Here is a 25,062-nt window from a genome sequence, read left to right as displayed (position 1 = left end):
TTCTTGACTTTGAGCATGTTGTTTTATACTTCCATAATAATTGGTAAAATCATCGGTTTTCGTTTTGTTTTTTCAAATAAATATTGGCTAAGTGCATCACGAATGTTTGTTTTTAATGAAGACCATTCAATGACGTAATCTTCCATACTTTTTTCCACAATCTCTTTCACAATTTTTATTGATTCTTCGAAAAGTGTTTCGGATTCACGCACATATACAAATCCGCGTGAAATCATTTCTGGCCCAGCAACGACGCGCTTCTCTTGTTTACTTAACGTTACAACAACGATCATAATTCCATCTTGTGACAGTAAGCGACGATCACGCAACACAATATTTCCTACGTCTCCAATGCCTAACCCATCAATTAAAATTTGACCGCTCGGCACCTTGCCACCAAGACGGGCGTGACCGTTGCGAAATTCGATAACTTCCCCTTTTTCAATTAGAAAAATCGCATCTTGACGAATGCCGACCGCTTGGGCAATTTTCCCATGCGCCTTTTGCATACGAAACTCTCCATGCACCGGAATAAAATATTTTGGTTTCATAAAATTTAACATAAGCTTTAATTCTTCCTGATACCCGTGCCCAGGCACATGGACTTGACGTTGTCCGTACACGACATTTGCTCCTGCACGATATAGAGCATCAATTGTACGAGCAATAAATAACTCATGCCCTGGCATCGGAGAAGAAGCGACAATAACTGTGTCTTCTTCTTTAATATTGATGTATTTGTGCGCCTGTTTCGCCATGCGTGCTAACGCCGCCATCGGTTCTCCTTGATTGCCTGTCGTTAAAATGACTAAATCACGATCGTTGTAACGGTCGACTTCCCCCATCGAAATAATCATGTTTTCATCCAATTTCAAGTACCCAAGGCGCACCGCGATATCGATGACTTTATGCATATGACGGCTCATAATGACCACTTTCCGTCGATGATCACGAGCAGCGTTTAGCACTTGTTGAATGCGTGTAATGTTCGAGGCAAAGCAAGCGACAATCACACGCCCATGGGCATTGTAAATAACATCGGAAATTTCTTGACCAACAATCGCTTCAGAACCAGTATATCCCGGTTTTTCTGCGTTTGTACTGTCGGATAGTAAACAAAGCACTCCTTGCGCTCCGATTTTCGCCATTTTACCAAAATCGGTGCGACATATGCCAACAGGTGTTTGATCAAATTTAAAATCGCTCGTATATACAATGGCGCCTTGCGATGTTTGAATGCTTACACCAAGACAATCCGGGATACTATGGTTCGTTTGGAAAAACGACACAATCGCTTTTTCAAACACAATTTCACTGTCAGCATGTACTTCGATGCGCTTCGCTTTCGATGTAATCCCTTGCTCTTTCAATTTTTCTTCCATGAGCGCAAGCGTCAACTTTGCCCCGTACACAGGTACAGTAATTTTTCGCAACACGTATGCAATTGCGCCAATATGATCGTCATGACCGTGTGTTAAAAAAATGCCACGAATACGTTCTTGTTGTTCCACTAAATACGAAATATCAGGAATAACCATATCAATGCCGAACATCTCGTCCTCTGGAAACATAAGTCCTGCATCAAGGACAAAAATGTCTTCGTCCACCTCGACGACATACATGTTTTTGCCTACCTCTCCCACGCCGCCGAGAGCAAACACACGAATTTTCTCTGCTTGTTTCATCTTAAATCCTCCTACAGTCAACCAAACTTACCCGCTCAAAGTCACTTACATCCATTATAACTGATTCAACAATAAAAAAGAAAGGGATGAATTCCCTTTCTTTTAACGTTGTAGCACGTGCATGAGTTGCAAACGTTCTTGTTCCGTCAACGGTACAAGTGGTAGTCGAACAGAACCAACATCTAATCCCTTCAACTGTAAAGCAGTTTTTACTGGTACAGGACTTGGAGCAGCAAATAGCGCCTTCATGATCGGCAATAGTTTTTGGTGTATCGTTGCCGCTTTTTTATTGTCTCCGCTCATGAAAGCTTCTATCATTTCTTTCATTTCGTTGCCGATAATATGCGAGGCAACGGAAACGACACCTTTTCCACCAATAGCTAATACAGGAAGGGTCAATCCATCATCTCCGCTATATAGCATAAAATCATCGCGCGTTTTTGCTATAATTTCCGTCATCGCATCTAAATTTCCGCTTGCATCTTTGACAGCTACAATGTTTGGAATTTCGGAGAGGCGAACGATTGTTTCAACGGAAATATTGACGACAGCTCGCCCTGGAATGTTGTACACCATGACAGGCAACGACGTGCTTTCAGCAATCGCTTTATAATGTTGGTAAATTCCTTCTTGGTTCGGTTTGTTGTAATACGGCGCGACGATCATCACCGCATCGACACCGATTTGTTCTGCCTTTTTCGTTAGTTCAATCGATACACGCGTATTGTTGCTCCCTGTTCCAGCAATAACAGGGACACGTCCATCAACAACGTCGACAACGTGACGGAAAAGCGCCAACTTTTCTTCTGTCGTTAACGTTGGAGATTCTCCTGTTGTTCCAGCAACAACGAGTGAATCTGTACCGTTTTCAATTAAATAGTTCACTAATTGCGTTGTTTTCGCAAAATCGATGTTCCCTTTATTGTCAAATGGGGTGACCATCGCTGTGGCAATTTGACCAAATTGAACCACAATGTTTCACTCCTAACTGAAATCATATTGTTTTTGTTCCGCAAGTTGAAATGCATCATGTAATGCATTTACCGCTTCTTTTAAATGCTCCTCTTTCACAAGTACCCAAATGGTTGTGTGGCTATCAGCCGACTGCAAAATTTGAATGCCTCGTTCAGATAGTGCTGTCACAATTTTTGCGGTTACTCCCGGAACGCCAGCAATACCCGCTCCGACAGTCGATACTTTCGCGCAACCGCGCGTGACGGTTGGCTCATAGCCAAGCTTTTGCAACGTGGCGATTGCTCGATCTGCGACGTCGCTTGATACCGTATATACAACGCCATTTGGTGAAATGTTAATAAAGTCTACACTAATTCCTTCATTTGCCATTGCTTTAAATACTTCAGCTTGTAAATCGTAATGTCCCTCTTTTGCAGGCACTTTAATTTGCGTAATGTTTGAAACGTGGGCAATTCCTGTGACTAATCGTTCTTTTACATCGCTTCCTTTTTTTCCAATCGATGTAACGAGCGTTCCCGGTGAATCAGAATACGTCGAGCGAATGCGCAAAGGCACTTTCGCTTGCATCGCAATTTCGACCGCACGCGGATGGATGACTTTTGCCCCTTGATATGCCATATTGCAAATTTCTGTATATGTTACAACATCAAGCGGTCGCGCATTTTCTACGATGCGCGGATCCGCCGTCATTACACCTTCGACGTCAGTGAAAATGTCAACCCATTCTGCACCGAGTGCAGCCCCAAGCGCAGCTGCCGACGTATCGCTTCCGCCGCGCCCGATCGTTGTCACATCTCCGTTTTCAGCAGCACCTTGAAAGCCTGCGACAACGACAACATCATGCTCTTTTAGCGCACGCAACAACCGTTCACAACGCATATCAATAATTTTTGCATTCGTATAGTCGTTGTTTGTGCGAAAACCAGCTTGCGCTCCTGTAAAGGCTGTCGCTTTGATACCATGTTTATTTAACATGTTTGTAAAAACGACGCTTGAAATAATTTCCCCGCACGCCATCAATAAATCTTTTTCGCGGTTTGTCACATGTGCATTCGCTCCATCAATGAGGCTGAGCAACGTATCTGTTGCATACGGATCCCCTTTTCTCCCCATCGCAGAAACGACGACAACGACTTTATAACCGTCTTGCAACGCTTTTTCAATATGTTTGCGCGCTAAATTCCGGCCGTGTTCATCACGAACAGACGTGCCACCAAACTTTTGAACGATAATTTTCAACGTCAACACCTCGATGCTGATTTTACGCTTTCACAAGCCCTAATTTTAAAAGACTTTCAGCGATTTGAACAGAGTTCCACGCCGCTCCCTTTAACAAGTTATCAGAAACGATCCATAAATGGAACCCTGTATCACGATGTAAATCTTTGCGAATGCGACCGACGAATACGTCATTTTGCCCTGTTGCAAACAACGGCATCGGATAAAGCTGCTCGCTTGGATCGTCTTGCAACACGACACCAGGCGCTTCTTTTAGTAACGACTTCAACTGCTCGGCCGTTACGCCTTCTTGCTCAATTTCAATATATACAGATTCCGAATGCCCTACCATCACCGGAATGCGCACGCATGTTGCCGCTACTTCCAATTCAGGCATATGCATAATTTTTTTCGTTTCGTTAATCATTTTCATTTCTTCAAATGTAAATCCATTGTCTTGAAACTTATCAATCTGTGGAATGGCGTTAAATGCAATCGGATAATGTTTGCGATCCGATTTTACCGGTAAAATTTCCGGCGTCACTTCTTCGCCGTTTAACATGTGCGCTGCTTGCGTTTTTAACTCTTCTACCGCTTGTGCTCCTGCGCCTGACACCGCTTGATATGTCGAGACGATGACGCGCTTTAATCCGAACGCTTGACGAATCGGTTCGAGCGCCACAACCATCTGGATCGTTGAGCAGTTTGGATTTGCGATAATTCCGTTATGCCAATGTAAATCTGCTTCGTTTACTTCAGGGACGACAAGCGGTACGTTTTCGTCCATGCGAAATGCACTCGTATTATCAACAACGACCGCTCCGCGTTTCACCGCCTCGGGAGCAAGTTGCTTTGATACAGATCCACCTGCGCTAAATAGCGCGATATGCACACCTTCAAAACTTTCCGGTTTTGCTACTTGCACTTCAATTTCTTCACCTTTAAATACGACTTTTTTTCCAGCTGAACGCTCCGATGAAAGTAAAGATAGTTTTGCAATTGGGAAATTTCTTTTTTCTAACGTTTGAATCATTTGTTGTCCGACAGCTCCTGTCGCACCAACGACGGCGACATGTAATCCTTTTTGCTCCATCTCTTCTTCTCCTTCCAACTCATAGGCAATTTTAATATCATTTATTTTAGCACATTCATTCGTAAAGGAGAGACGTTTTTTATAAATTTTCTTTCAACTGTTTATTTATGAGCGACGATATTCAACGATGACTGGTTGAATTTGCCGACCTTCGAGCGCCGCTTCTACCGTATCAAGCAACAACGGCATATGAGCAACCATCGAATTCGGTTTTTTGAACGGATCATCTTGCCCAAATGGGATGAAGTAAATATTTTTTGCTGCCATTAATCGCATTAAATTAACACCGTTTAAACCGAGCGCATCGTTTGTCGAAATGCCAACAACAACGGGACGATGATTGCGCATCGTTGCTTTTGCAGCCATTAATACAGGCGAATCCGTCAGCGCGTTCGCTAATTTGCTCATCGAATTTCCGGTTAGTGGCGCAATAACCATGCAATCAAGCGGTAATTTCGGTCCTAATGGTTCCGCTTTTACAATTGTATCAATGACTTGATGACCTGTCATCTCTTCAAGCTTTTTCACCCATTCTTCTCCTTTACCGAATCGGGTATTTGTCGATTGCACCGTATACGAAACAATCGGGATGACGTCTGCCCCTTTCGCAATTAATTTTTCAATTTCCGGCATTACCGCATCATATGTGCAATGAGAGCCTGTTAAACCAAAACCAATGCGCTTTCCTTGTACGTTCATTTTTTATTCTCCTTTCGTTTTTTCAAATCTGCAGAAAGAAGTTGCGCCAATACATTTGCGACAATTTGCCCCGCTGTTTTTGGCGCGACAATGCCGGGAAGTCCCGGGGCTAATAGCGCTTGAATGCCGCGCTTTTCCGCATATCGAAAATCCGTGCCACCAGGTTTTGATGCCAAGTCAACAATAAGCGTATGAGCAGGCATTTTCGCAATGACGCTTGCGGTTACAACAGGATATGGGATCGTATTAATACAAACGTCAATATCTTCCACGTGTTGTTCTAAATCGTTTAAATGAAACGGCTCTAACGCCATCTCTGCAATGCGCGCTAAATGTTCGGAGCGGCGGGCTCCCACTTTTACTTTTGCACCTAAAGCTGCAAACGTTCGAGCGACCGTCATCCCTACACGTCCCAAACCTAAAACAGCAACGCGTGATCCATGAATCGTCACATCTGTATGTTGAATGACCATCATGACCGTTCCTTCTGCCGTTGGAATCGAGTTATAAATGGCGACATCGTCTCGCTCAAATAGTTGCACATGTTTTCGACCAACGGATTTGACGACGTGGTCTAAATAGTCATTTGTAATTCCTGAATAAACGGTGCAACGCGCCGGGGTTTGACGAAGCAATTCTTCAGTAAACGTCATTTTTTCGTTTGAAAATACCGTTTGAATTTCACCGTCCATGCTCGTTCCGTGAACAGGTAAAATAATGGCGTCTACTTCGTGAAAATCGACTTCGTGAATTTTCATTTTCGTTACTCCAGCAAAGCCATGGTCTAATTGATCGAAGCCAACGAGCGACAATTTTGCGTCAAGTTCCATCAATTTCCGAATGACTTCAAGCTGCCGAGCGTCCCCACCGATGATCGCAACGTGCATTCCTGTCAGCATGAGTTCATTCACCCTCTTATACATCTAGTTTTTTGCCCGTCGTTACTTTCACATCTTATGATGTCAGTCATCAAACGGTGAGCGGAAAATGAAAAAAGACACCCCTTGAGGTGTCTAATCATCGACATCAATTAAAATCATATCTGAGCCGATCTTTTTTACACGGCTCCATGGTACGCGTATATCTGTTCCATCTTTCCGAAAGCCAAACCATTTTGTTGTTGGAATTAAAAGTGCTTGAATTTGACCTGTTCGTTCATTAATTTCTAAATCAGTCTGTCCTAAAATACCGAGCCGCTCTGCTCGCTTCATATCAACAATTTCTTTTCCGCTTAATTCACTTAATCGCATATGATGCCCCCTTTCTTTATCATTGTAGAAAAAAGGGCATAAAAAAATGCCTGCAAGTTCATTGTTGCAGGCTTTTTGGCAATGTTCCTTCCGGGCTGATTAGCGCAACAGAGAAGTCATCTGTAAAAATCGTTTGCGCCATGCGGTCAACGCTTTCTTTTGTTACGCGATCAATGCTTTCAATAATTTCGTCAAGCGAGCGGTGACGGCCAAGCAGAAGTTCATTTTTTCCATTTCGGCTCATACGGCCGTTTGTACTTTCTAGGCTAAGCATTAAGTTCCCTTTCATTTGCTCTTTACTATTTTCTAGCTCTTTTTCCGTAATGCCATCTTGTTTTAATTGTTCAATTGTTTGTTGAATCGTATCGAATAAAAGATCAAGTTGTTGGCTTCCTGTCCCACCATAAATTGTTACCATTCCTCCGTCGCGATATGCGGAATGGTATGAGAAAATGGAATAAGCTAATCCACGTTGTTCGCGCACTTCTTGAAACAGTCGGCTGCTCATGCTTCCACCTAAAATATTGTTTAAAATAATTAAGCTATAAACATCTTCATGACCAATTGGTAACCCATTAAATCCAATGCATACGTGCGCTTGCTCTGTCTCTTTTTTGCGCGCGATTTTATTCGGGTAAAACGATGGTGCTACATACACGTCGTTCCCTTTTTGTCTCGTAAACGAACCAAAGTAAGCTTCTACTTGTTGAATAAACGATTCATCGACATTCCCTGCGATCGAAATGACGACCCGATCTGGAGTATACGTTTCGTACATGTATTGCCGCAACGTATCGCCTGTAAATGTCGCTAACGTTTGCTCCGTTCCTAAAATCGGGTAGCCGAGAGGGTGGTTGCCGTAACTTGCCTTACTCAATAGATCATGAACGAGATCATCTGGTGTATCTTCATACATTTTAATTTCTTCGAATACAACATTTTTTTCTTTTTGTAATTCTTCGTCTACAAACGTCGAATGGAAGAACATATCGGCTAGTATGTCTAAAGCAAATGACGCATGTGTATCTAACACTTTGGCATAATAGCACGTGTACTCTTTTGACGTAAACGCATTGACTTGACCGCCAATGCGATCGAACGATTCCGCAATATCGCGCGCTGTGCGCGTTTTCGTTCCTTTAAAAAACATATGTTCAAGAAAGTGTGAAATACCGTTGTTTTGTTCATTTTCATTGCGTGATCCGGTGCCAATCCAAATGCCGATCGCCACGGATCGAACCGTTGGAATGTGTTCGAGTACAACTCTTACCCCGTTTTGACATGTATATGTTTTAATCAAGTCCCTTCCTCCTACTTTTTACAATTCTTTCCTCACTTAATAATGTGGACACATTGTCAATTGCGTATTCTTGTTTTTGTAATGATTGAATTAACGGCTCTAACGCCTTTACCGTTGATACGGTCGGATGCATTAAAATCATCGCTCCGTTATGCACTTTTGATGTTACTCGTTCCACTATAACAGAAGGTGATGGTTTTTGCCAATCAATTGTATCGACCGTCCATAAAATCGTATACATGCCAAGCTCATGGGCAATGTATACGACATCATCACGATAACTGCCGCTTGGCGGAGCAAATAGACGAGGTTTTATTCCTGTTGCCGCCTCAATTGCATCATTTGTTTTGACAATTTGTTCCCGAATGGCTTGTTTACTCATCGTTTTCATATCTGGATGATTGTATGAATGATTGCCAATTTCATGCCCGGCATCTGCAATCATTTTCGCTAGTTGTGGATTTTCTTTTACCCAACGCCCTTCTAAAAAAAACGTTGCACGTACGTTGTATTTTTCAAGAATATGTAACATACTTGGGATATGTTCGCTTCCCCATGCAACATTAATCAAAAAAGAGACCATCGGTTTGTCTGGATGTCCCCGATAAATAGGCGATGGGGGCAAATCAGATAAGTGAATAGACGGCGATACTTGTTTATATACAAGCTGTTGTTCAGAAAATGTCCCATTTTGCTTCATTTGCTTATATGATGCCTCAACATCTATGACTAGCCCATTATATCCAGGAATGGCTTTCCATACAGCATCTATTTTCGCATTTTGCGCAGGAATATTATACTGCTCTGCTCGCTCCGTAATTTGAATGTATAGCGGATCGCTTTGTTTTGCCACCGTCACATGCCGTAACTCATGGATGTACGTTGTCGTCCATGGGTTTTGTACAATCATAGCCGCCATACATATGATCATCGTTAAGAAAAACGCTCGCCGCACGCTTCGTCCCCTCCTTTTCTAATAAAGAGGGTATGTGTAAGAGGGACAAGGTAGAACGAGCATGAAAAAATTTTACACATAGCAAAGAAGCCAAGGGGATGCGAACCCAAGGCTCCAATTTTATTGCTCGGCTTCTTTTTGATCGCGTAATACGGCCTTGCGCGACAAGTTTACGCGACCTTGTTTATCAATTTCTGTTACTTTCACTAAAATTTCATCGCCGATGGAAACAACATCTTCTACCTTTCCGACGCGTTCCTCCGCTAATTCTGAAATGTGTACAAGACCATCTTTTCCACTAAACAATTCGACAAACGCTCCAAATTTTTCAATCCGTTTCACTTTGCCTAAATATACTTGTCCAACTTCCACTTCACGAACGATATCTTCAATGATCTTTTTCGCTTTTTTGTTCATTTCTTCATTTACTGATGAAATGAAGATCGTTCCATCTTGTTCGATATCAATTTTTACGCCTGTTTCTTCAATAATTTTGTTAATTTGCTTTCCGCTTGGACCGATCACATCACGAATTTTATCAGGATTAATTTGCATCGTTAAAATTTTTGGTGCATATGGCGATAGCTCTTTACGCGGTCCGCTAATCGTTTGCATCATATGTTTTAAAATTTCGAGACGACCTTTGCGCGCTTGTTGCAACGCTTCTTCTAAAATTTCACGAGACAATCCTTTAATTTTAATATCCATTTGCAAGGCGGTGACCCCTTGTTCTGTACCGGCCACTTTAAAGTCCATGTCGCCAAGATGGTCTTCCATACCTTGAATATCTGTTAAAATCGTATAATGTTCACCGCTTTTCACAAGCCCCATCGCAATACCTGCAACAGGTGCTTTAATCGGCACTCCCGCATCCATCATGGCAAGCGTACTTGCACAAATGCTTGCTTGAGACGTGGAACCGTTTGATTCTAACACTTCAGACACGAGACGAATCGTATATGGGAACTCTTTTTCAGATGGGATGACTGGCTCAAGTGCGCGCTCACCAAGCGCACCATGCCCGATTTCACGACGGCCTGGTCCACGCATCGCTCCTGTTTCTCCAACGGAGAATGGCGGGAAATTGTAATGATGCATAAACCGTTTCGTTTCTTCAATGCCAAGCCCATCTAAAATTTGTACATCACCAAGCGCTCCGAGCGTACATACGCTAAGTGCTTGCGTCTGCCCTCGCGTAAACAAACCAGATCCGTGCGTACGTGGCAAAAGTCCCACAGCTGACGAAAGCGGGCGAATTTCATCAACTTTTCGTCCATCCGGGCGCACTTTTTCTTCTGTAATTAAGCGACGCACTTCTTCTTTCACAAGTTTATATAAAATTTCTTTTACTTGTTTAATCGTTTCTTCGTCCGCTTCTTGTTCTTCGTACGCAGCAACAACTTCCGCTTTTAATTGTTCAATCGCTGCCTCACGCGCCAATTTCTCAGGTACTTGAACAACGCGTTTCACTTCCCCTTCCACGCGCGCACGAATCTCTGCTTCTAGCTGAGCGTCAAGTTCATAGAGAACAACTTCCATTTTCTCTTTGCCGACTTTTGCTGCGATATCTTCTTGAAAGGCGATAAGACGCTTAATTTCTTCATGACCAAACATGATCGCTTCAAGCATAACTTCCTCTGGTACTTCATTAGCTCCTGCTTCAACCATGTTAATTGCGTCTTTTGTCCCTGCAACAATAAGGTGCATATCGCTTTGTTCCATTTGCGCGACAGACGGGTTAATGACAAACTCCCCATTGACGCGACCAACTGTCACTCCTGCAATCGGTCCTTCAAACGGAATATCGGAAATCGTTAACGCAAGGGAAGACCCAAACATGGCTGCCATTTCCGGTGAGCAGTCTTGATCAACGCTCATGACCATGCTGACAACTTGCACTTCGTTTCGAAATCCTTCCGCAAACAATGGACGGATCGGGCGGTCAATGAGACGGCTCGCTAAAATCGCTTTTTCACTCGGACGCCCCTCGCGCTTAATAAATCCCCCTGGAATTTTACCGACAGCGTATAACCGTTCTTCATAGTTCACCGTTAACGGAAAAAAATCTACGCTTTTTGGTTCTTTCGATGCTGTTGCTGTGCTCAATACGACCGTATCGCCGTAACGCACTAACACAGCGCCGTTTGCTTGCTTGGCTAATTCGCCAATTTCAACAGTTAGCGGCCGACCTGCCCAGTCGATCGAAAACACATGTTTTTCTTGTTCCATATAAACCGAGTACCCCTCTCTATGTACAAATGAAAAATCGTATTTGTTTTAGTATAATCAAATATCGGTGCAAATACTAATAAAAAGCGGGAATGCTCCCGCTTTTTACTTATCGGCGTAATCCGAGTTTGTTGATCAATTCACGATAACGGTTGATGTCTTTGTTGCGTAAGTACGTAAGTAAGTTACGACGACGACCAACCATTTTCAAAAGACCACGACGAGAATGATGGTCTTTACGATGAACGCGTAAATGATCGTTCAAGTTGTTAATTTGCTCTGTAAGGATAGCAACTTGTACTTCAGGAGAACCTGTGTCAGTTTCGTGAATTTTAAACTGGTTGATGATCTCGTTTTTACGCTCTTGTGTTAATGCCATCCTTGTTCACCTCCTCTTTTTTCAGCCCCAATTACCGAGCAAACGGCGGTGACTCGTATCGCCCAGCAATGGTTAACATACATTAAATAGAATACATGTTTTTCCGATAAAATGCAAGGGGGTTTTGAAAATATTCGCGTGCCGCTTGCGCATCGCGATGAATTTGTTCAATCAACTCTTGAACAGAAGAAAACGCTCGTTCATCACGCAATCGTTTATGCCATTGGATCGATACGCTCGCACCGTAAACGTCTGCTGAGAAATCGAATACATGCACTTCAATCGTTGGCTCTTTCGGCTGTTCCGTATGAAATGTCGGCTTATACCCAACGTTACATACTCCCGTCCACGTGTTACCGTCGATCGTGACCGTTACCGCATATACCCCGATACGCGGAATGATGTAATCATCGTCAAGCGCAACGTTCGCCGTTGGAAATCCAATTGTACGCCCGCGTTTATCCCCATGAACAACTGTGCCCGTCACTTCATATAATCGCCCAAGCAAATGCGGAAGTTGCTCAACGTCCCCTTCAGCTAAACACTGGCGAATATATGTCGAACTAATTTTCTCTTCGCCAAAAGTCTGTTTCGGGATTACCGTTTGTGTAAATTGCTGTCGAGAATGAAAAGGCAACGTTTCCATCGTTCCTTTTCCTAAGCGACCGTACGTAAAGTCAAACCCTGCCACAACGTGTTTCACACCGAGTCCGATGATATATTCATCGACAAATTGTTGTGGCAACAAATGGGCAAATGCCGGTGTAAATTCAACGACGTATAAATAATCGACACCGAGTTTAGCTATTTGTTTTTCTTTTTCTTTTAATGGCGTAATAAAACGAACATGTTGTTTCGAGCGCCCTAGCACGACAGACGGATGCGGATGAAACGTCATAACCGCACTTTTATATTGATGATCGTCCGCAATTCGCTTCGCTGTCTGAATCACTTTTTGGTGCCCAAGATGAACACCGTCAAAATATCCGAGTGCCATGACAAGCGGACCATTGTTTTTTTCGTTTAACGGATGGGAAAGCCAAATCGTTTTCATTGTTTTCACCTACAATACTTTTAAAGGTTTCATACAGCCTTGCTTTGTCGGATGAGGCATGTAAATCGCTAATGCTTCACCTTGCTTATTTATCATCAATAGACGCGCAGGCATGTCAGACAGGGCTGGCAAAAGCGCTCCGTTTTTTACTTTTCTCTCTTCTTCATCATTCAGTACATATGTCGGCAAATGGGCTAACGCTCGTTTAATCGGTAAAAGTAACATATGTGCAGTACCAGCCGACAAGTGTTGTTCGATGTCAGCAAATGTCACACATTGATCAAGCGTAAACGATCCGGACGCTGTACGAACAAGGCGGGACATATGCGCTGGGTATCCAAGTTGTTCGCCTATTTGAACCGCAAGTGTACGCACATATGTCCCTTTACTACACGTCACCCGAAAACGAAACGATATACGCTCACCTGTAAATACTTGCCTGTCATCAAGGAGTTGCAACTCGTAAATATGTACATGTCGTTTCGGTCGTTCGACATCAATCCCTGCACGCGCATACTCATATAATTTTTTTCCATTTACCTTTACTGCAGAATACATCGGTGGAGTTTGTTCAATTTCCCCTGTCAGCTTAGCCAATACATGTTCAATTTCATGGCGAGCGATCGACCGCTCTATCGGTTTGATTGAAACAACATCGCCCGATGCGTCTTCTGTTGTCGTTGCTATCCCTAACGTCACTTCTCCTTCATACGTTTTTTTCTCCGCTGTTAATAGCTCAACAATTTTTGTTGCTTTGCCAATGCAAATGGGCAACACACCACGCACGTCAGGATCGAGCGTTCCTGTATGACCAACTTTTTTTGTTTGAAATAGCTTACGAATGCGCATGACGCAGTCGTGCGACGTCATGCCCGCAGGTTTATGTAACAATAACACTCCGTCCATCGCTTCACCTCTAAAATAGCGGAAATGGATAGACGCATGTCTATCCATTATTCTTCTTTATGTTCTTTTTCTTCGGAAATTTGTTTAATTAAACTTTCAATGCGTTGTCCGTAATCGATCGTTTCATCAATTTCAAAGTAAATTTCTGGAGTCTTGCGCAAACGAATACGCTGACCGATTTCCGAACGAATAAATCCAGTTGCTTTTGCTAATCCTTTGAGCGTATTTTTCTTTTGTTCTTCATCTCCAAGAACAGAAATGTACACTTTTGCTTGTTGCAAATCGCCCGTTACTCGAACATCTGTTACAGTAACGAAGCCAATGCGTGGGTCTTTTAGTTTGCGACCGATAATATCACTTAACTCTTTTTTCATTTGTTCGCCTACACGTGTGGCTCGCAAACTCATGATCATCACCTCGATTAAAACCACTCGAATGTTGTAACTGTTCGTTCGATTTCTGGAAACGAATCAATGAATTGCAACGTACGTTGAAGCTCTTGTTCTGTCGCAGCTCGTTCGGCCGTAATAGCTACAATTCCGAGCTTCGTTCGTTGCCATACGTCTTGATAATCGACTTCAGCTACTGATATATTATATTTTTGTTTGAGCCGTGTGACAATGCGTTGCAACACGGCTCGCTTTTCTTTTAATGATTGGACGTCGTAAATGATGCATTCACATTCGACGTATCCGATCATTTACGTACCACTTCTTGCATGACATACGCTTCGATAACGTCGCCTTCTTTAATATCGTTAAAGTTTTTAATCGTTATTCCGCACTCGTATCCTTGTGCCACTTCTTTTACATCGTCTTTGTAACGTTTTAACGTATCGATTTGTCCTTCATAAACGACGATGCCTTGACGAATGAGGCGAACGCTACTATCGCGCGTAATTTTCCCATCTGTTACATAGCATCCTGCAATTGTACCAACTTTCGATACTTTAAACGTTTGACGAACTTCTGCTTGGCCGATGACTTTTTCTTCATACTCCGGATCAAGCATCCCTTTCATCGCCGCTTCAATTTCTTCGATGACTTTGTAAATGATGCGGTGGAGACGAATGTCTACTTTTTCTGCTTCTGCGACACGTTTGGCGTTCGCATCCGGACGAACGTTAAAGCCGATAACAATCGCATTCGATGCCGAGGCAAGCATAATGTCGTACTCTGTTACTGCCCCAACACCAGAGTGAATAATTTTCACTCGCACACCTTCGACTTCGATTTTTTGCAATGCGGCAACGAGCGCTTCGACGGAACCTTGTACATCCGCTTTGACGATAATGTTTAACTCTTTCATTTCGCCTTGCTTAATTTTTTCAAACAAGTCGTCTAGGCTGACACGCGCTTTTACACTTCGTTGTTGAGCAATTTGTTTTTGCGCACGCGCTTCGCCAATTTGACGCGCTTTTTTCTCATCTTCGAATACCATAAAGCGATCGCCTGCTTGCGGTACTTCGTTTAATCCCGTAATTTCAACAGGGGTAGATGGACCTGCCTCTTTCACGCGACGACCAAGATCGTTTGTCATTGCCCGCACGCGTCCGTACGTATAACCAACAACAATTGGATCACCAACACGCAACGTACCCGATTGAACGAGAAGCGTTGCAACCGGACCGCGACCTTTATCTAATTTTGCTTCAATGACCGTTCCTGTCGCACGGCGGTTTGGATTTGCTTTTAATTCTTCCATTTCACTCACAAGCAAAATCATTTCGAGCAAGTTGTCAATTCCTTCACCCGTTAACGCCGATAATTTACAATAAATTGTATCTCCGCCCCATTCTTCTGGAACGAGTTCGTATTCCATTAACTCCTGCATGACGCGATCAGGGTTCGCTGTTGGTTTGTCGATTTTATTGACTGCGACGATGATTGGAACTTTTGCCGCCTTCGCATGGTTAATCGCTTCAACAGTTTGTGGCATTACACCATCATCGGCTGCAACAACAAGGATGACGATATCCGTTACTTGCGCTCCACGCGCGCGCATCGTTGTGAACGCCTCATGACCCGGTGTATCTAAAAACGTAATTTTTTTGCCGTTCACCACGACTTGGTACGCACCGATATGTTGTGTAATACCGCCCGCCTCTTGTTCTGTCACTTTCGTTTGACGAATCGAGTCAAGTAACGTTGTTTTGCCGTGGTCAACGTGCCCCATAATCGTAACAACTGGCGGACGTTCGACTAAATCTTCTGGGTTATCGACAATTTCAATTGTCTCAAATTCTGTTTCATCAATCGTTACTTTTTCTTCTACTTCCACGCCGTAATCGGAGCAGATTAACTCGATCGCATCTTTATCCAAATCTTTGTTAATTGTTGCAATAATGCCGAGCATAAATAACTTTTTAATAATTTCTGAAGGCTCTTTACCTAGTTTTTTCGCTAGCTCAGCGACCGTTAATGAACCTTCAAATGTAATTTTTTTCGGAAGCTCTTTTTCTTTTTTCTTTTGCACTTCTGGCTGTGGAGCTGGCTGAGGCTTTTGTTTTTTGTTTTTTTTGTTATTGAAAATTTTCTTTTCTTTTTGTTGGATTTGCAAGTCGTGTTTTTTCCCTTCGCGATTTTTTACTACTGGTTTTTTAATTGGCACTTTCTTTTGAATAACTGTATCGTCATCTTCTTCAAATTGTTCTAAAACAGGTTTCTTTGCTGGTTGCTTCTTTTCTTCTTTTGTCATTTGTTGTTTTCGTTCTTGCTCTTGTGTTGGTTTAAATGAACGATCTAACATTTTGACAACATCGGCTTCAATCATCGTCATATGATTGGATACGTCGATGTTCATTTCTTTTAATTTATGGATGACATCTTTACTTGACACATTATGTTTTTTCGCATATTCGTATACACGCATTTTTGACATACATTCACCCCCAAAATGTTAGAGCATCGTTTTCAGCTTTTGTGCGAATCCTTCATCTGTAATCGCTACAACGACTCGTGCTCCTTTTCCAATCGCCCCACCTAATTCATGGCGATTATCTACGTAACAAAGCGGAACGCGATAGAACGCGCATTTATCGAAAATTTTTTTTCTTGTATTTTCTGACGCATCTTCCGATAAAATGACAAGCTTCGCGCGTTTACGCTGAATTTCTTTTACAACAAGCTCTTCTCCCGAAATGACTTTGCGCGCCCGATTCGCCAGTCCGAGAAAAGAGACCCACGGTTTATGATTCATTTGTTTCTCTGTTCTCCTTCTCGGCAAGCTGTAATAGCTGTTCGTAAATCGAATCGTCAATAGTCGCTTTTAAATGATGCGCAAGTGTATTTTTCTTTTTCGCAAGCAAAATACATTCTTTACTTAACGTAATGTACGCACCGCGCCCGGCTTTTTTTCCTGTAGGATCAATCGACACATCGCCTTCTTTCGAACGAACGATGCGAATGAGCTCTTTTTTCGGTTTCATTTCCCCTGTGACTACACATTTACGCATCGGAATTTTTTTTGGCATGTTATTCCACCTCACTAATCTCCTCTTCGTCAACTTCGAACGATGATGAAGAACGAGGGTAAATACCTAATTGTTCCGCTTCCGATTGACTTTTAATATCAATTTTCCAATTTGTTAATTTTGCCGCTAAACGAGCATTTTGACCACGTTTTCCGATCGCAAGCGATAATTGATAATCCGGCACAATGACCGTCGTCGCTTTCTCTTCTTCATTCACGATGACATCAAGCACTTTAGATGGACTTAACGCATTGGCCACAAATTCAACTGGATCGGCTGACCAACGAACGATATCGATTTTTTCGCCCTTTAACTCGTTTACAATCGCTTGCACTCGTTGTCCCTTTGGTCCAACACATGCACCAACCGGATCGACTTCTGGGTTATCCGAATGAACGGAAATTTTCGAGCGATCTCCTGCTTCGCGTGCAACGGACTTAATTTCGACCGTCCCGTCATAAATCTCCGGCACTTCTAATTCAAACAATCGTTTTAGTAGTCCTGGATGTGTGCGCGATACGTAAATTTGTGGTCCTTTTGTCGTTTTCTCTACTTTTGTAATGTACACTTTAATGCGATCATGCGGCTTATATGTTTCATTCGGCATTTGTTCGCTCACCGGAAGCAACGCCTCGATTTTGCCAAGGCTGACGTAAATAAATTTTGAGTCCGTCCGCTGTACAATTCCCGTCATAATGTCTTCTTCACGATCAACAAACTCGGCATAAATGACGCCTCGTTCTGCTTCGCGAACACGCTGCGTGACGACTTGTTTTGCTGTTTGGGCAGCGATACGTCCGAAGTTTTTCGGCGTCACTTCAATTTCAACAACGTCGCCTACTTGATAATTCGGATTGATTCGCTTCGCCTCATCAAGCGAAATTTCTAAACGTGAATCGTACACTTCATCAACGACTTCTTTGCGAGCAAACACGCGAATCGTTCCCGTTTCTTGATTAAAATCAACGCGAACGTTTTGGGCTTGATTAAAATTGCGCTTATAAGCGGACACAATCGCCGCCTCTATCGCTTCAATTAACACTTGTTTACTAATGCCTTTATCGCGCTCAAGCGCCGTTAAAGCATCTAACAACTCTGTATTCATGAACCGGTCGTCCCCCTCTAACGTGAATTAAGAAAAGATGACAGCTAGCCGTGCACTAGCTACTTTTTCATATGGAATCTTGATTGTTTTTTTCTTTGTTTTCACTTTCACTTCTACCGTCACGGTTTGCCCATCAAACGCGGTCAACGACCCTTCGAACTCTTTTTGGCCATCAATCGGTTCATACGTTTTCACATAAACGTTTTTTCCGACAGCGCGTTCGAAGTCTTTCATCTTTTTGAGCGGACGCTCCGCCCCTGGTGATGATACTTCTAAAAAATAATTGTGGGGAATAGGGTCGATTTCATCAAGTTTTTCGCTTAACCGCTCACTTACGACACCGCATTGATCGATATCAACTCCCGTTGGGGAATCGATAAAGACGCGTAAAAACCAGTTCTTTCCCTCTTTCACATATTCAATATCGACAAGCTCTAATCCGATCTCTGTCAAAATCGGGGTGACGAGCTCTTCAACAATGTGCGTCACTTTTTTCATCTTGGTCCTCCTAACTGCAAGAAAATCCCTTGCAACGGCAAGGAATCTCGAATCAATACGAAAGAGTGGGTTTCCCCACTCTTTTTGTACATTATCTTTACCATTTCCACTAGAACTATAACATATTGGCAAAAAAATTGCAACTCATTTAAAAGAGTGATAATTGATTGTGATCCGGCAACGACTGCAAACAACCGCGGCTTTCCAGATATTCTAAAATCGTTTTCGATACTTTACCGCGTTGTTGCAAATCTTCTTTCGATAAAAACTCGCCTTCCTCACGAGCACGTACGATGCTATGCGCTACGTTCGTCCCAAGTCCCGGAATGGCATTAAACGGCGGAATAAGCGAATTGCCATCAATAATAAACTCGGTTGCTTGTGAACGATACAAGTCGATATTTTTGAATGAAAATCCTCGTTCACACATTTCGAGGGCAATTTCAAGCACCGTCAATAAGTTTTTTTCTTTTGCGGAAGCGTCAAGCCCTTTCGCTTGAATTTCCTCAATGCGTCGACGAATCGCCGCAGATCCTTGAATCATGACATCTAAATCAAAATCTTCTGCACGTACGGTAAAATAAGATGCATAGTAAAGGAGCGGATGATGTACTTTAAAGTACGCAATGCGTACCGCCATGAGAACGTAGGCTGCCGCATGCGCTTTCGGGAACATATACTTAATTTTTTTACATGATTCAATATACCATTCTGGTACGTCATGTCTGCGCATTTCTTCTTCAAATTCTGCCGTCAATCCTTTTCCTTTACGAACGGATTCCATAATTTTAAATGCTAATGACGGTTCTAAACCGCGGTAAATTAAATACACCATAATGTCGTCACGACATCCAATCACTTCTGATAGCGTACATGTGCCGTTTTGAATAAGCTCTTGCGCGTTACCAAGCCAAACGTCCGTCCCGTGCGATAAGCCCGAAATTTGCACAAGCTCGGAAAACGTTTTTGGCTTTGTTTCTTCTAACATTTGACGAACGAAGCGCGTACCGAACTCTGGGATACCGAGCGTTCCTGTGTTACACATAATTTGTTCCGGTGTCACCCCGAGCGATTCTGTGCTACTAAAAATTTTCATCACTTCAGGATCATCTGTTGGAATCGTCTTCGGATCAATTCCACTCAAATCTTGTAACATCCGAATGACTGTCGGATCATCGTGTCCAAGAATATCGAGTTTTAATAAATTGTCGTGAATAGAGTGGAAATCAAAGTGCGTCGTCCGCCATTCTGCTTCTGTATCGTCGGCTGGATATTGAATTGGCGTAAAATCATAAATGTCCATGTAATCTGGAACGACGATAATACCTCCTGGATGTTGCCCTGTCGTTCGTTTCACTCCCGTACATCCAGCAGCTAAACGATCGATTTCTGCCGCACGTACATGAAGATTTTTATCGCTTATATACCCTTTGACAAATCCGTACGCTGTTTTATCAGCAACTGTACCAATCGTTCCAGCACGATATACGTTATCTTCACCGAATAGCACTTTCGTATAGTTATGCGCTCGCGGTTGATACTCACCTGAGAAGTTTAAGTCAATATCTGGTACTTTATCACCTTTGAATCCTAAAAACGTCTCGAACGGAATATCGTGCCCATCTTTATTGTACCGTGCGCCACATTTTGGACAGTCTTTATCAGGCAAGTCAAATCCCGAGCCGACCGAACCATCATCGAAAAACTCAGAGTGTTTGCAGTTCGGACAAACGTAATGCGGCGGAAGCGGGTTCACCTCTGTAATTTCGGTCATCGTCGCAACAAACGATGAGCCAACTGAACCACGTGAACCGACAAGATAGCCGTCATCAAGCGATTTTTTTACGAGTTTATGAGAGATTAAATAAATGACTGCAAAGCCATGACCAATAATGCTTTTCAACTCTTTTTCTAACCGTTTCTCAACGATGTCCGGAAGTGGATCACCATAAATGCTCTTCGCTCGTTCGTAACTCATTCGCCGAATTTCTTCGTCCGCTCCTTCAATTTTTGGGGTGTACAACTCATCTTTAATCGGTTTTACTTCCCCAATGAGATCGGCAATTTTTTTTGTATTCGTAACGACAATTTCTTTTGCTTTTTGTTCACCAAGAAACGAAAATGCTTCTAACATTTCGTTTGTTGTACGGAAGTGAACGTTTGGCAGTTCATGACGATTTAACGGATTGCCACCGGATTGTGAATGAATCAAAATTTTGCGATAAATTTTGTCTTCTTTATTGATATAATGCACGTTTCCTGTCGCAACAACCGGAATGCCGAGCCGTTCGCCAAGTTGCACAATATTTGTAATAATTTCTTTTAGCGCGTCCTCATCGCGCACATATTCCATTTCAATAAGCGGTGCGTACACTTCTGGCGGATGCACTTCAAGGAAATCATAAAACGGAGCAATCGCCTCTGCTTCTTCGATCCCTTTTTGCATCATCGCTTCAAATAGTTCCCCTTTATCGCATCCTGATCCGACTAAAATACCCTCACGATGTTGTTGCAAGACGGAACGCGGAATACGGGGAACACGATAAAAATAGTTCACATGTGAAAGCGATACGAGTTTAAATAAATTTTTTAACCCCACTTCATTTTGGACAAGCAACGTGGCATGAAACGGCCGAGATCGTTGAAACGCTCCTTGTTCTTTTGATGCTTCGTTTAACTGATCAATGTATTGAATTCCTTTTTCATCAAGTTCTTTCAACAAATGAATGAGTAAATACCCTGTCGCTTCCGCGTCATAAATGGCACGATGGTGTTGGGTTAATTCAATATTGAATTTTTTACAAAGCGTGTTTAAACGATGGTTTTTTAGCTCTGGATATAAGTAACGAGCAAGTTCAAGTGTGTCAATCACTGGATTAGTTACTTTGCCGCGATTGATTTTTTTAAATCCTGCATTTAAAAAGCCAATATCAAACGTTGCATTATGGGCAACGAGCACGCAGTCATCGATCCAATGATAAAATTTTTCTAATACTTCTTCGACGTCTGGTGCATCTTTTAACATATCATCTGTAATTTTCGTTAATTCAATAGTTGTCGCAGAAAGCGGATGATGCGGGTTAGCAAACGACTCAAAACGGTCGATAATTTCTCCGTTTTTGACTTTGACCGCTGCTAATTCAATAATTGTATCGTATACGGCCGACAGTCCTGTCGTTTCCACGTCAAACACGACAAACGTATCGTCCATGAGCCGTCGATGCGCTTCATTGTAAGCGATCGGTACCCCGTCATCAACAATATTAGCCTCTAGTCCATATAAAATTTTCACACCATATTTTTTTCCCGCACTATACGCTTCCGGAAACGACTGAACAACGGCATGGTCCGTCACAGCAATCGCCTCATGTCCCCATTTTTTCGCTTGTTCAACGAGTTTTGTAATCGAAGCGACCGCATCCATTTGACTCATTTGTGTGTGGACGTGCAATTCCACACGTTTTTCCTCGGCTGTATCTTGTCGCTCGTTCGGCTTTATTTCATTTAAGTCGTTCGCAATGAGCACAAGATCGCGTACAAACGTATCGTTTTGCACGCTACCGCGCACTTTAACCCACATACCTTTTTTTACACGTTGCATTAATTCCGCATCTTCTTTATCGCGTGAAAACATTTTCACAAGAATAGAGTTTGTATAGTCCGTCATTTTTAACGTCAATAACGTACGGCCACTTTTTAGTTCTTTTGCCTCGGCATCAAAGACGTATCCTTGTACGACGACACGACGTTCTTCTTCCACAATTTGATCGAGCGAACGAATATGTTCTTCATCTTTAATTTGATAGCCAATTACAAGCGGGCCGCTTGCTTCAGTTACATTTGTCTCTTCTTGTTTCGGCATCGCTTCCATAAATGCGGCTAACGCTCGTTCTTCATCTTCTTTTTGTTTTTGAGCTAAAAATTGTTCAAATTGTTGTTCATCATGCTTCACATCAGCTTCTAATTGTAAATGCGGAAAGCCGAATGAAGCATACGTCTCGGCAAATATTTCCGCAAATCGTTTTTTTAAAGCAATCGCTTCTGCTTCATTGCGTGCTTGGACAATTACTTTCGTTCCTTTGACGTGCGGTTGCTGCTCTGTCAGTAGTGAAAGAAGAGGCGAGCTTTGTTGAATCGTCTCCACAAACATCGGCCAATACGATATGACGTCTTCAGCGGTAAACGTTTGATCCTCTGCTTCAATGGTACATTGCACGTGAGCGATATGACGAAATTGTTCGATTAATCGTTTACGAAATTCGGCATATACATTCGCTCGTAAAATCGTAGGAAATTGAAAATAAAAATGCCAACATTTCGTTTGTTTATTAACAACAACTTTGTTAATCCGTCCGTGTGCTAAGTCGTTTGCTATACTCGAAGAAGTGAGCTGTAGTTGTTGTAGTAAAATAGAAAATCGCTCTTTTTGTTCTTCTCTCATCGTTGTTCGTTAAACCTCCCTTTTTTTGTACGTTGGTTGGGAGTGATAGACGACAGAAAGAGGGGGATCCCCCTCTCTGCCTTTTACAAATATCGGCGCAAAGTCTCCACTAATTGCGACACATGTACTTCTTCTGTTTCACCTGTTTTGCGAACTTTTACTTCGACAATTCCTTCACTTGCACGTTTTCCGACTGTTACACGCACAGGTAAGCCGATTAAATCGCTGTCAGCGAATTTCACACCTGGACGCTCGGCACGATCGTCATACAACACTTCAAATCCTTCTTGTTGCAAACGTACGTACCATTCATCAGCAAGTTCTCGTTGCTCGTCCACTTTCGGATTGACAGAAATGAGGTGGACGTGGAACGGAGCAACAGCTGTCGGCCAAATAAGTCCATGCTCATCATTATATTGTTCAGCAATCGCTGCAAGCGTGCGAGAGACACCAATACCATAGCAACCCATAATCATCGGTTGCGTACGTCCATTTTCATCTAAGTATGTTGCATTCATCGCTTCACTGTAACGCGTGCCGAGTTTAAATACATGCCCTACTTCAATTCCGCGCGCAAAGCGAATCGTTCCTTTTCCATCTGGTGATGGATCTCCTTCTTGAATGAAACGAACATCCGCGTATTGCGCAACAAAATCACGATCCGGATTGACCCCTTTATAATGATAGTGTGCTTCATTTGCCCCGCATACACCGTTGACAATCGCTTTTACCGCGTGGTCTGCCAAAACAAGCACATCGTTTCGGACACCGATTGGGCCAAGTGAACCGATTTCGCAATTCATCACTTGTTTCGTTTCTTCTGGTGTCGCCAACTCCACCACTGTTGCTTCTAATATATTTTTTACTTTTACATCATTTACTTCATGGTCACCACGCACAAGAACGAGCACATAGCGATCATCTACTTTAAATAATAGCGACTTAATGCATTTTTCTTTTGGCACTTGAAGGAATTGACTTACTTCTTCAATTGTACGTTGTTCTGGTGTATGCACTTTTTCAAGCGGTGCATGCGGCTCATCGCTCCGCTCATATGTCGTAATGACAGGAGCCATTTCAATGTTCGCAGCATAGTCAGACGAGTCTGAATATGCAATTGTATCTTCACCGATGTCGGATAAAACCATAAATTCATGCGTATCTTTTCCACCCATCGCCCCAGAATCGGCAATGACAGCGCGGAAATTTAATCCGCAACGACGGAACACATTGGCATAAGCTTCGTACATTTTATTGTATACTTCATCTAAACTTTCGTGTGAAGCGTGAAATGAATATGCATCTTTCATAATAAACTCACGACCACGAAGCAAACCGAAACGTGGACGCTTTTCGTCACGAAACTTTGTTTGAATTTGATAAAGCGTAAGCGGCAAACGTTTATATGACTTCACTTCATCGCGCACAAGTGCCGTAATGACTTCTTCATGTGTTGCCCCAAGCGCAAAGTCGCGATCATGGCGATCTTTTAAACGCATTAATTCCGGTCCGTATGAATACCAACGGCCTGATTCTTGCCACAACTCTGCTTGTTGAAGCGCTGGCATTAGTAGCTCTACCGCACCTGCCCGTTCCATTTCTTCACGAATGATCGCTTCAATTTTTTGTAATACACGTTTACCAAGCGGTAAGAAGCTATATACTCCGCTCGCATTTTGGCGAATGAAGCCGGCGCGAAGCAATAGCTGATGGCTTTTAATTTCCGCATCTGCTGGTACTTCACGCAACGTAGGAATAAATGACATACTTTGTTTCATCTCTTGCACCTCTTACTTCATTGAT

General features: G+C 42.7%; 22 protein-coding genes. All 22 read right to left on the bottom strand.

What is annotated here, in order from left to right:
* Positions 1–23 precede the first annotated feature (23 nt).
* Positions 24–1,685: a ribonuclease J gene (locus NST18_RS05630; protein WP_004890992.1), complete on the bottom strand. Its 1,662-nt coding sequence runs from the start codon at positions 1,683–1,685 to the stop codon at positions 24–26.
* 102 nt (positions 1,686–1,787) lie between these two features.
* Complete coding sequence (gene dapA / locus NST18_RS05625) at positions 1,788–2,657, bottom strand: 4-hydroxy-tetrahydrodipicolinate synthase (protein WP_004890993.1); 870 nt, start codon at positions 2,655–2,657, stop codon at positions 1,788–1,790.
* Between the two features lie 12 nt (positions 2,658–2,669).
* The gene (gene dapG / locus NST18_RS05620) at positions 2,670–3,899 is read right to left on the bottom strand and encodes an aspartate kinase (protein ID WP_192948331.1); all 1,230 of its coding nucleotides are present in this window, start codon (positions 3,897–3,899) and stop codon (positions 2,670–2,672) included.
* 22 nt (positions 3,900–3,921) lie between these two features.
* Positions 3,922–4,971: an aspartate-semialdehyde dehydrogenase gene (gene asd, locus NST18_RS05615; RefSeq protein WP_004890995.1), complete on the bottom strand. Its 1,050-nt coding sequence runs from the start codon at positions 4,969–4,971 to the stop codon at positions 3,922–3,924.
* A gap of 105 nt (positions 4,972–5,076) precedes the next feature.
* Positions 5,077–5,670, bottom strand: a complete 594-nt coding sequence (gene dpaB, locus NST18_RS05610) for a dipicolinate synthase subunit B (protein ID WP_004890997.1) — start codon at positions 5,668–5,670, stop codon at positions 5,077–5,079.
* A complete protein-coding gene (gene dpaA / locus NST18_RS05605; RefSeq protein WP_004890998.1) occupies positions 5,667–6,569 on the bottom strand; it encodes a dipicolinic acid synthetase subunit A in 903 nt (300 codons plus the stop codon). Before dpaA ends, dpaB begins: the two co-directional genes overlap by 4 nt.
* Before the next feature lie 114 nt (positions 6,570–6,683).
* Complete coding sequence (locus tag NST18_RS05600) at positions 6,684–6,920, bottom strand: YlmC/YmxH family sporulation protein (RefSeq protein ID WP_004891000.1); 237 nt, start codon at positions 6,918–6,920, stop codon at positions 6,684–6,686.
* 58 nt (positions 6,921–6,978) lie between these two features.
* Entirely contained in the window at positions 6,979–8,220 is a 1,242-nt protein-coding gene (locus NST18_RS05595) for a M16 family metallopeptidase (RefSeq protein ID WP_004891001.1), read from the bottom strand.
* A complete protein-coding gene (locus tag NST18_RS05590) occupies positions 8,213–9,175 on the bottom strand; it encodes a polysaccharide deacetylase family protein (protein ID WP_004891002.1) in 963 nt (320 codons plus the stop codon). Before NST18_RS05590 ends, NST18_RS05595 begins: the two co-directional genes overlap by 8 nt.
* A 120-nt stretch (positions 9,176–9,295) precedes the next feature.
* Entirely contained in the window at positions 9,296–11,404 is a 2,109-nt protein-coding gene (gene pnp / locus NST18_RS05585; protein ID WP_004891003.1) for a polyribonucleotide nucleotidyltransferase, read from the bottom strand.
* 109 nt (positions 11,405–11,513) lie between these two features.
* Positions 11,514–11,783: a 30S ribosomal protein S15 gene (rpsO, locus tag NST18_RS05580; RefSeq protein WP_004891005.1), complete on the bottom strand. Its 270-nt coding sequence runs from the start codon at positions 11,781–11,783 to the stop codon at positions 11,514–11,516.
* A gap of 82 nt (positions 11,784–11,865) precedes the next feature.
* The gene (gene ribF, locus NST18_RS05575) at positions 11,866–12,837 is read right to left on the bottom strand and encodes a bifunctional riboflavin kinase/FAD synthetase (protein WP_004891006.1); all 972 of its coding nucleotides are present in this window, start codon (positions 12,835–12,837) and stop codon (positions 11,866–11,868) included.
* Between the two features lie 9 nt (positions 12,838–12,846).
* Positions 12,847–13,743, bottom strand: a complete 897-nt coding sequence (gene truB, locus NST18_RS05570; RefSeq protein ID WP_004891007.1) for a tRNA pseudouridine(55) synthase TruB — start codon at positions 13,741–13,743, stop codon at positions 12,847–12,849.
* 47 nt (positions 13,744–13,790) lie between these two features.
* The gene (gene rbfA, locus NST18_RS05565; protein WP_003394813.1) at positions 13,791–14,150 is read right to left on the bottom strand and encodes a 30S ribosome-binding factor RbfA; all 360 of its coding nucleotides are present in this window, start codon (positions 14,148–14,150) and stop codon (positions 13,791–13,793) included.
* A gap of 14 nt (positions 14,151–14,164) precedes the next feature.
* Entirely contained in the window at positions 14,165–14,443 is a 279-nt protein-coding gene (locus tag NST18_RS05560) for a DUF503 domain-containing protein (protein ID WP_004891008.1), read from the bottom strand.
* On the bottom strand, positions 14,440–16,623 hold the full coding sequence (gene infB / locus NST18_RS05555; RefSeq protein WP_004891009.1) for a translation initiation factor IF-2: 2,184 nt from the start codon (positions 16,621–16,623) through the stop codon (positions 14,440–14,442). Before infB ends, NST18_RS05560 begins: the two co-directional genes overlap by 4 nt.
* Before the next feature lie 18 nt (positions 16,624–16,641).
* Complete coding sequence (locus NST18_RS05550) at positions 16,642–16,941, bottom strand: YlxQ family RNA-binding protein (protein ID WP_004891011.1); 300 nt, start codon at positions 16,939–16,941, stop codon at positions 16,642–16,644.
* On the bottom strand, positions 16,931–17,215 hold the full coding sequence (rnpM, locus tag NST18_RS05545) for an RNase P modulator RnpM (protein WP_004891012.1): 285 nt from the start codon (positions 17,213–17,215) through the stop codon (positions 16,931–16,933). The genes NST18_RS05550 and rnpM overlap by 11 nt, the downstream gene beginning before the upstream one ends.
* 1 nt (position 17,216) lies before the next feature.
* Positions 17,217–18,320 carry a transcription termination factor NusA gene (gene nusA / locus NST18_RS05540; RefSeq protein WP_004891014.1) on the bottom strand — a complete coding sequence of 368 codons (1,104 nt, stop codon included), beginning with the start codon at positions 18,318–18,320 and terminating at the stop codon, positions 17,217–17,219.
* Positions 18,321–18,347: 27 nt separating this feature from the next.
* Entirely contained in the window at positions 18,348–18,818 is a 471-nt protein-coding gene (gene rimP / locus NST18_RS05535; RefSeq protein ID WP_004891016.1) for a ribosome maturation factor RimP, read from the bottom strand.
* 148 nt (positions 18,819–18,966) lie between these two features.
* Positions 18,967–23,259 carry a PolC-type DNA polymerase III gene (locus NST18_RS05530; RefSeq protein WP_004891017.1) on the bottom strand — a complete coding sequence of 1,431 codons (4,293 nt, stop codon included), beginning with the start codon at positions 23,257–23,259 and terminating at the stop codon, positions 18,967–18,969.
* Positions 23,260–23,342: 83 nt separating this feature from the next.
* Positions 23,343–25,037 carry a proline--tRNA ligase gene (locus NST18_RS05525; protein WP_004891018.1) on the bottom strand — a complete coding sequence of 565 codons (1,695 nt, stop codon included), beginning with the start codon at positions 25,035–25,037 and terminating at the stop codon, positions 23,343–23,345.
* Positions 25,038–25,062 lie beyond the last annotated feature (25 nt).

The organism is Anoxybacillus sp. FSL W8-0104, from assembly GCF_038004465.1.
In the GTDB taxonomy this organism is placed as follows: domain Bacteria; phylum Bacillota; class Bacilli; order Bacillales; family Anoxybacillaceae; genus Anoxybacillus; species Anoxybacillus flavithermus_G.
This window is presented reverse-complemented; position numbering and strand designations above follow the sequence as displayed.

Bases quoted from the DNA above. Each gene is read 5' to 3' on its own strand.
- NST18_RS05630 (WP_004890992.1), bottom strand. From the start codon at position 1,685: ATGAAACAAGCAGAGAAAATTCGTGTGTTTGCTCTCGGCGGCGTGGGA.
- asd (WP_004890995.1), bottom strand. From the start codon at position 4,971: ATGGAGCAAAAAGGATTACATGTCGCCGTCGTTGGTGCGACAGGAGCT.
- dpaB (WP_004890997.1), bottom strand. From the start codon at position 5,670: ATGAACGTACAAGGAAAGCGCATTGGTTTTGGTTTAACAGGCTCTCAT.
- dpaA (WP_004890998.1), bottom strand. From the start codon at position 6,569: ATGCTGACAGGAATGCACGTTGCGATCATCGGTGGGGACGCTCGGCAG.
- NST18_RS05600 (WP_004891000.1), bottom strand. From the start codon at position 6,920: ATGCGATTAAGTGAATTAAGCGGAAAAGAAATTGTTGATATGAAGCGA.
- pnp (WP_004891003.1), bottom strand. From the start codon at position 11,404: ATGGAACAAGAAAAACATGTGTTTTCGATCGACTGGGCAGGTCGGCCG.
- rpsO (WP_004891005.1), bottom strand. From the start codon at position 11,783: ATGGCATTAACACAAGAGCGTAAAAACGAGATCATCAACCAGTTTAAA.
- ribF (WP_004891006.1), bottom strand. From the start codon at position 12,837: ATGAAAACGATTTGGCTTTCCCATCCGTTAAACGAAAAAAACAATGGT.
- truB (WP_004891007.1), bottom strand. From the start codon at position 13,743: ATGGACGGAGTGTTATTGTTACATAAACCTGCGGGCATGACGTCGCAC.
- rbfA (WP_003394813.1), bottom strand. From the start codon at position 14,150: ATGAGTTTGCGAGCCACACGTGTAGGCGAACAAATGAAAAAAGAGTTA.
- NST18_RS05560 (WP_004891008.1), bottom strand. From the start codon at position 14,443: ATGATCGGATACGTCGAATGTGAATGCATCATTTACGACGTCCAATCA.
- infB (WP_004891009.1), bottom strand. From the start codon at position 16,623: ATGTCAAAAATGCGTGTATACGAATATGCGAAAAAACATAATGTGTCA.
- NST18_RS05550 (WP_004891011.1), bottom strand. From the start codon at position 16,941: ATGAATCATAAACCGTGGGTCTCTTTTCTCGGACTGGCGAATCGGGCG.
- rnpM (WP_004891012.1), bottom strand. From the start codon at position 17,215: ATGCCAAAAAAAATTCCGATGCGTAAATGTGTAGTCACAGGGGAAATG.
- nusA (WP_004891014.1), bottom strand. From the start codon at position 18,320: ATGAATACAGAGTTGTTAGATGCTTTAACGGCGCTTGAGCGCGATAAA.
- rimP (WP_004891016.1), bottom strand. From the start codon at position 18,818: ATGAAAAAAGTGACGCACATTGTTGAAGAGCTCGTCACCCCGATTTTG.
- NST18_RS05530 (WP_004891017.1), bottom strand. From the start codon at position 23,259: ATGAGAGAAGAACAAAAAGAGCGATTTTCTATTTTACTACAACAACTA.
- NST18_RS05525 (WP_004891018.1), bottom strand. From the start codon at position 25,037: ATGAAACAAAGTATGTCATTTATTCCTACGTTGCGTGAAGTACCAGCA.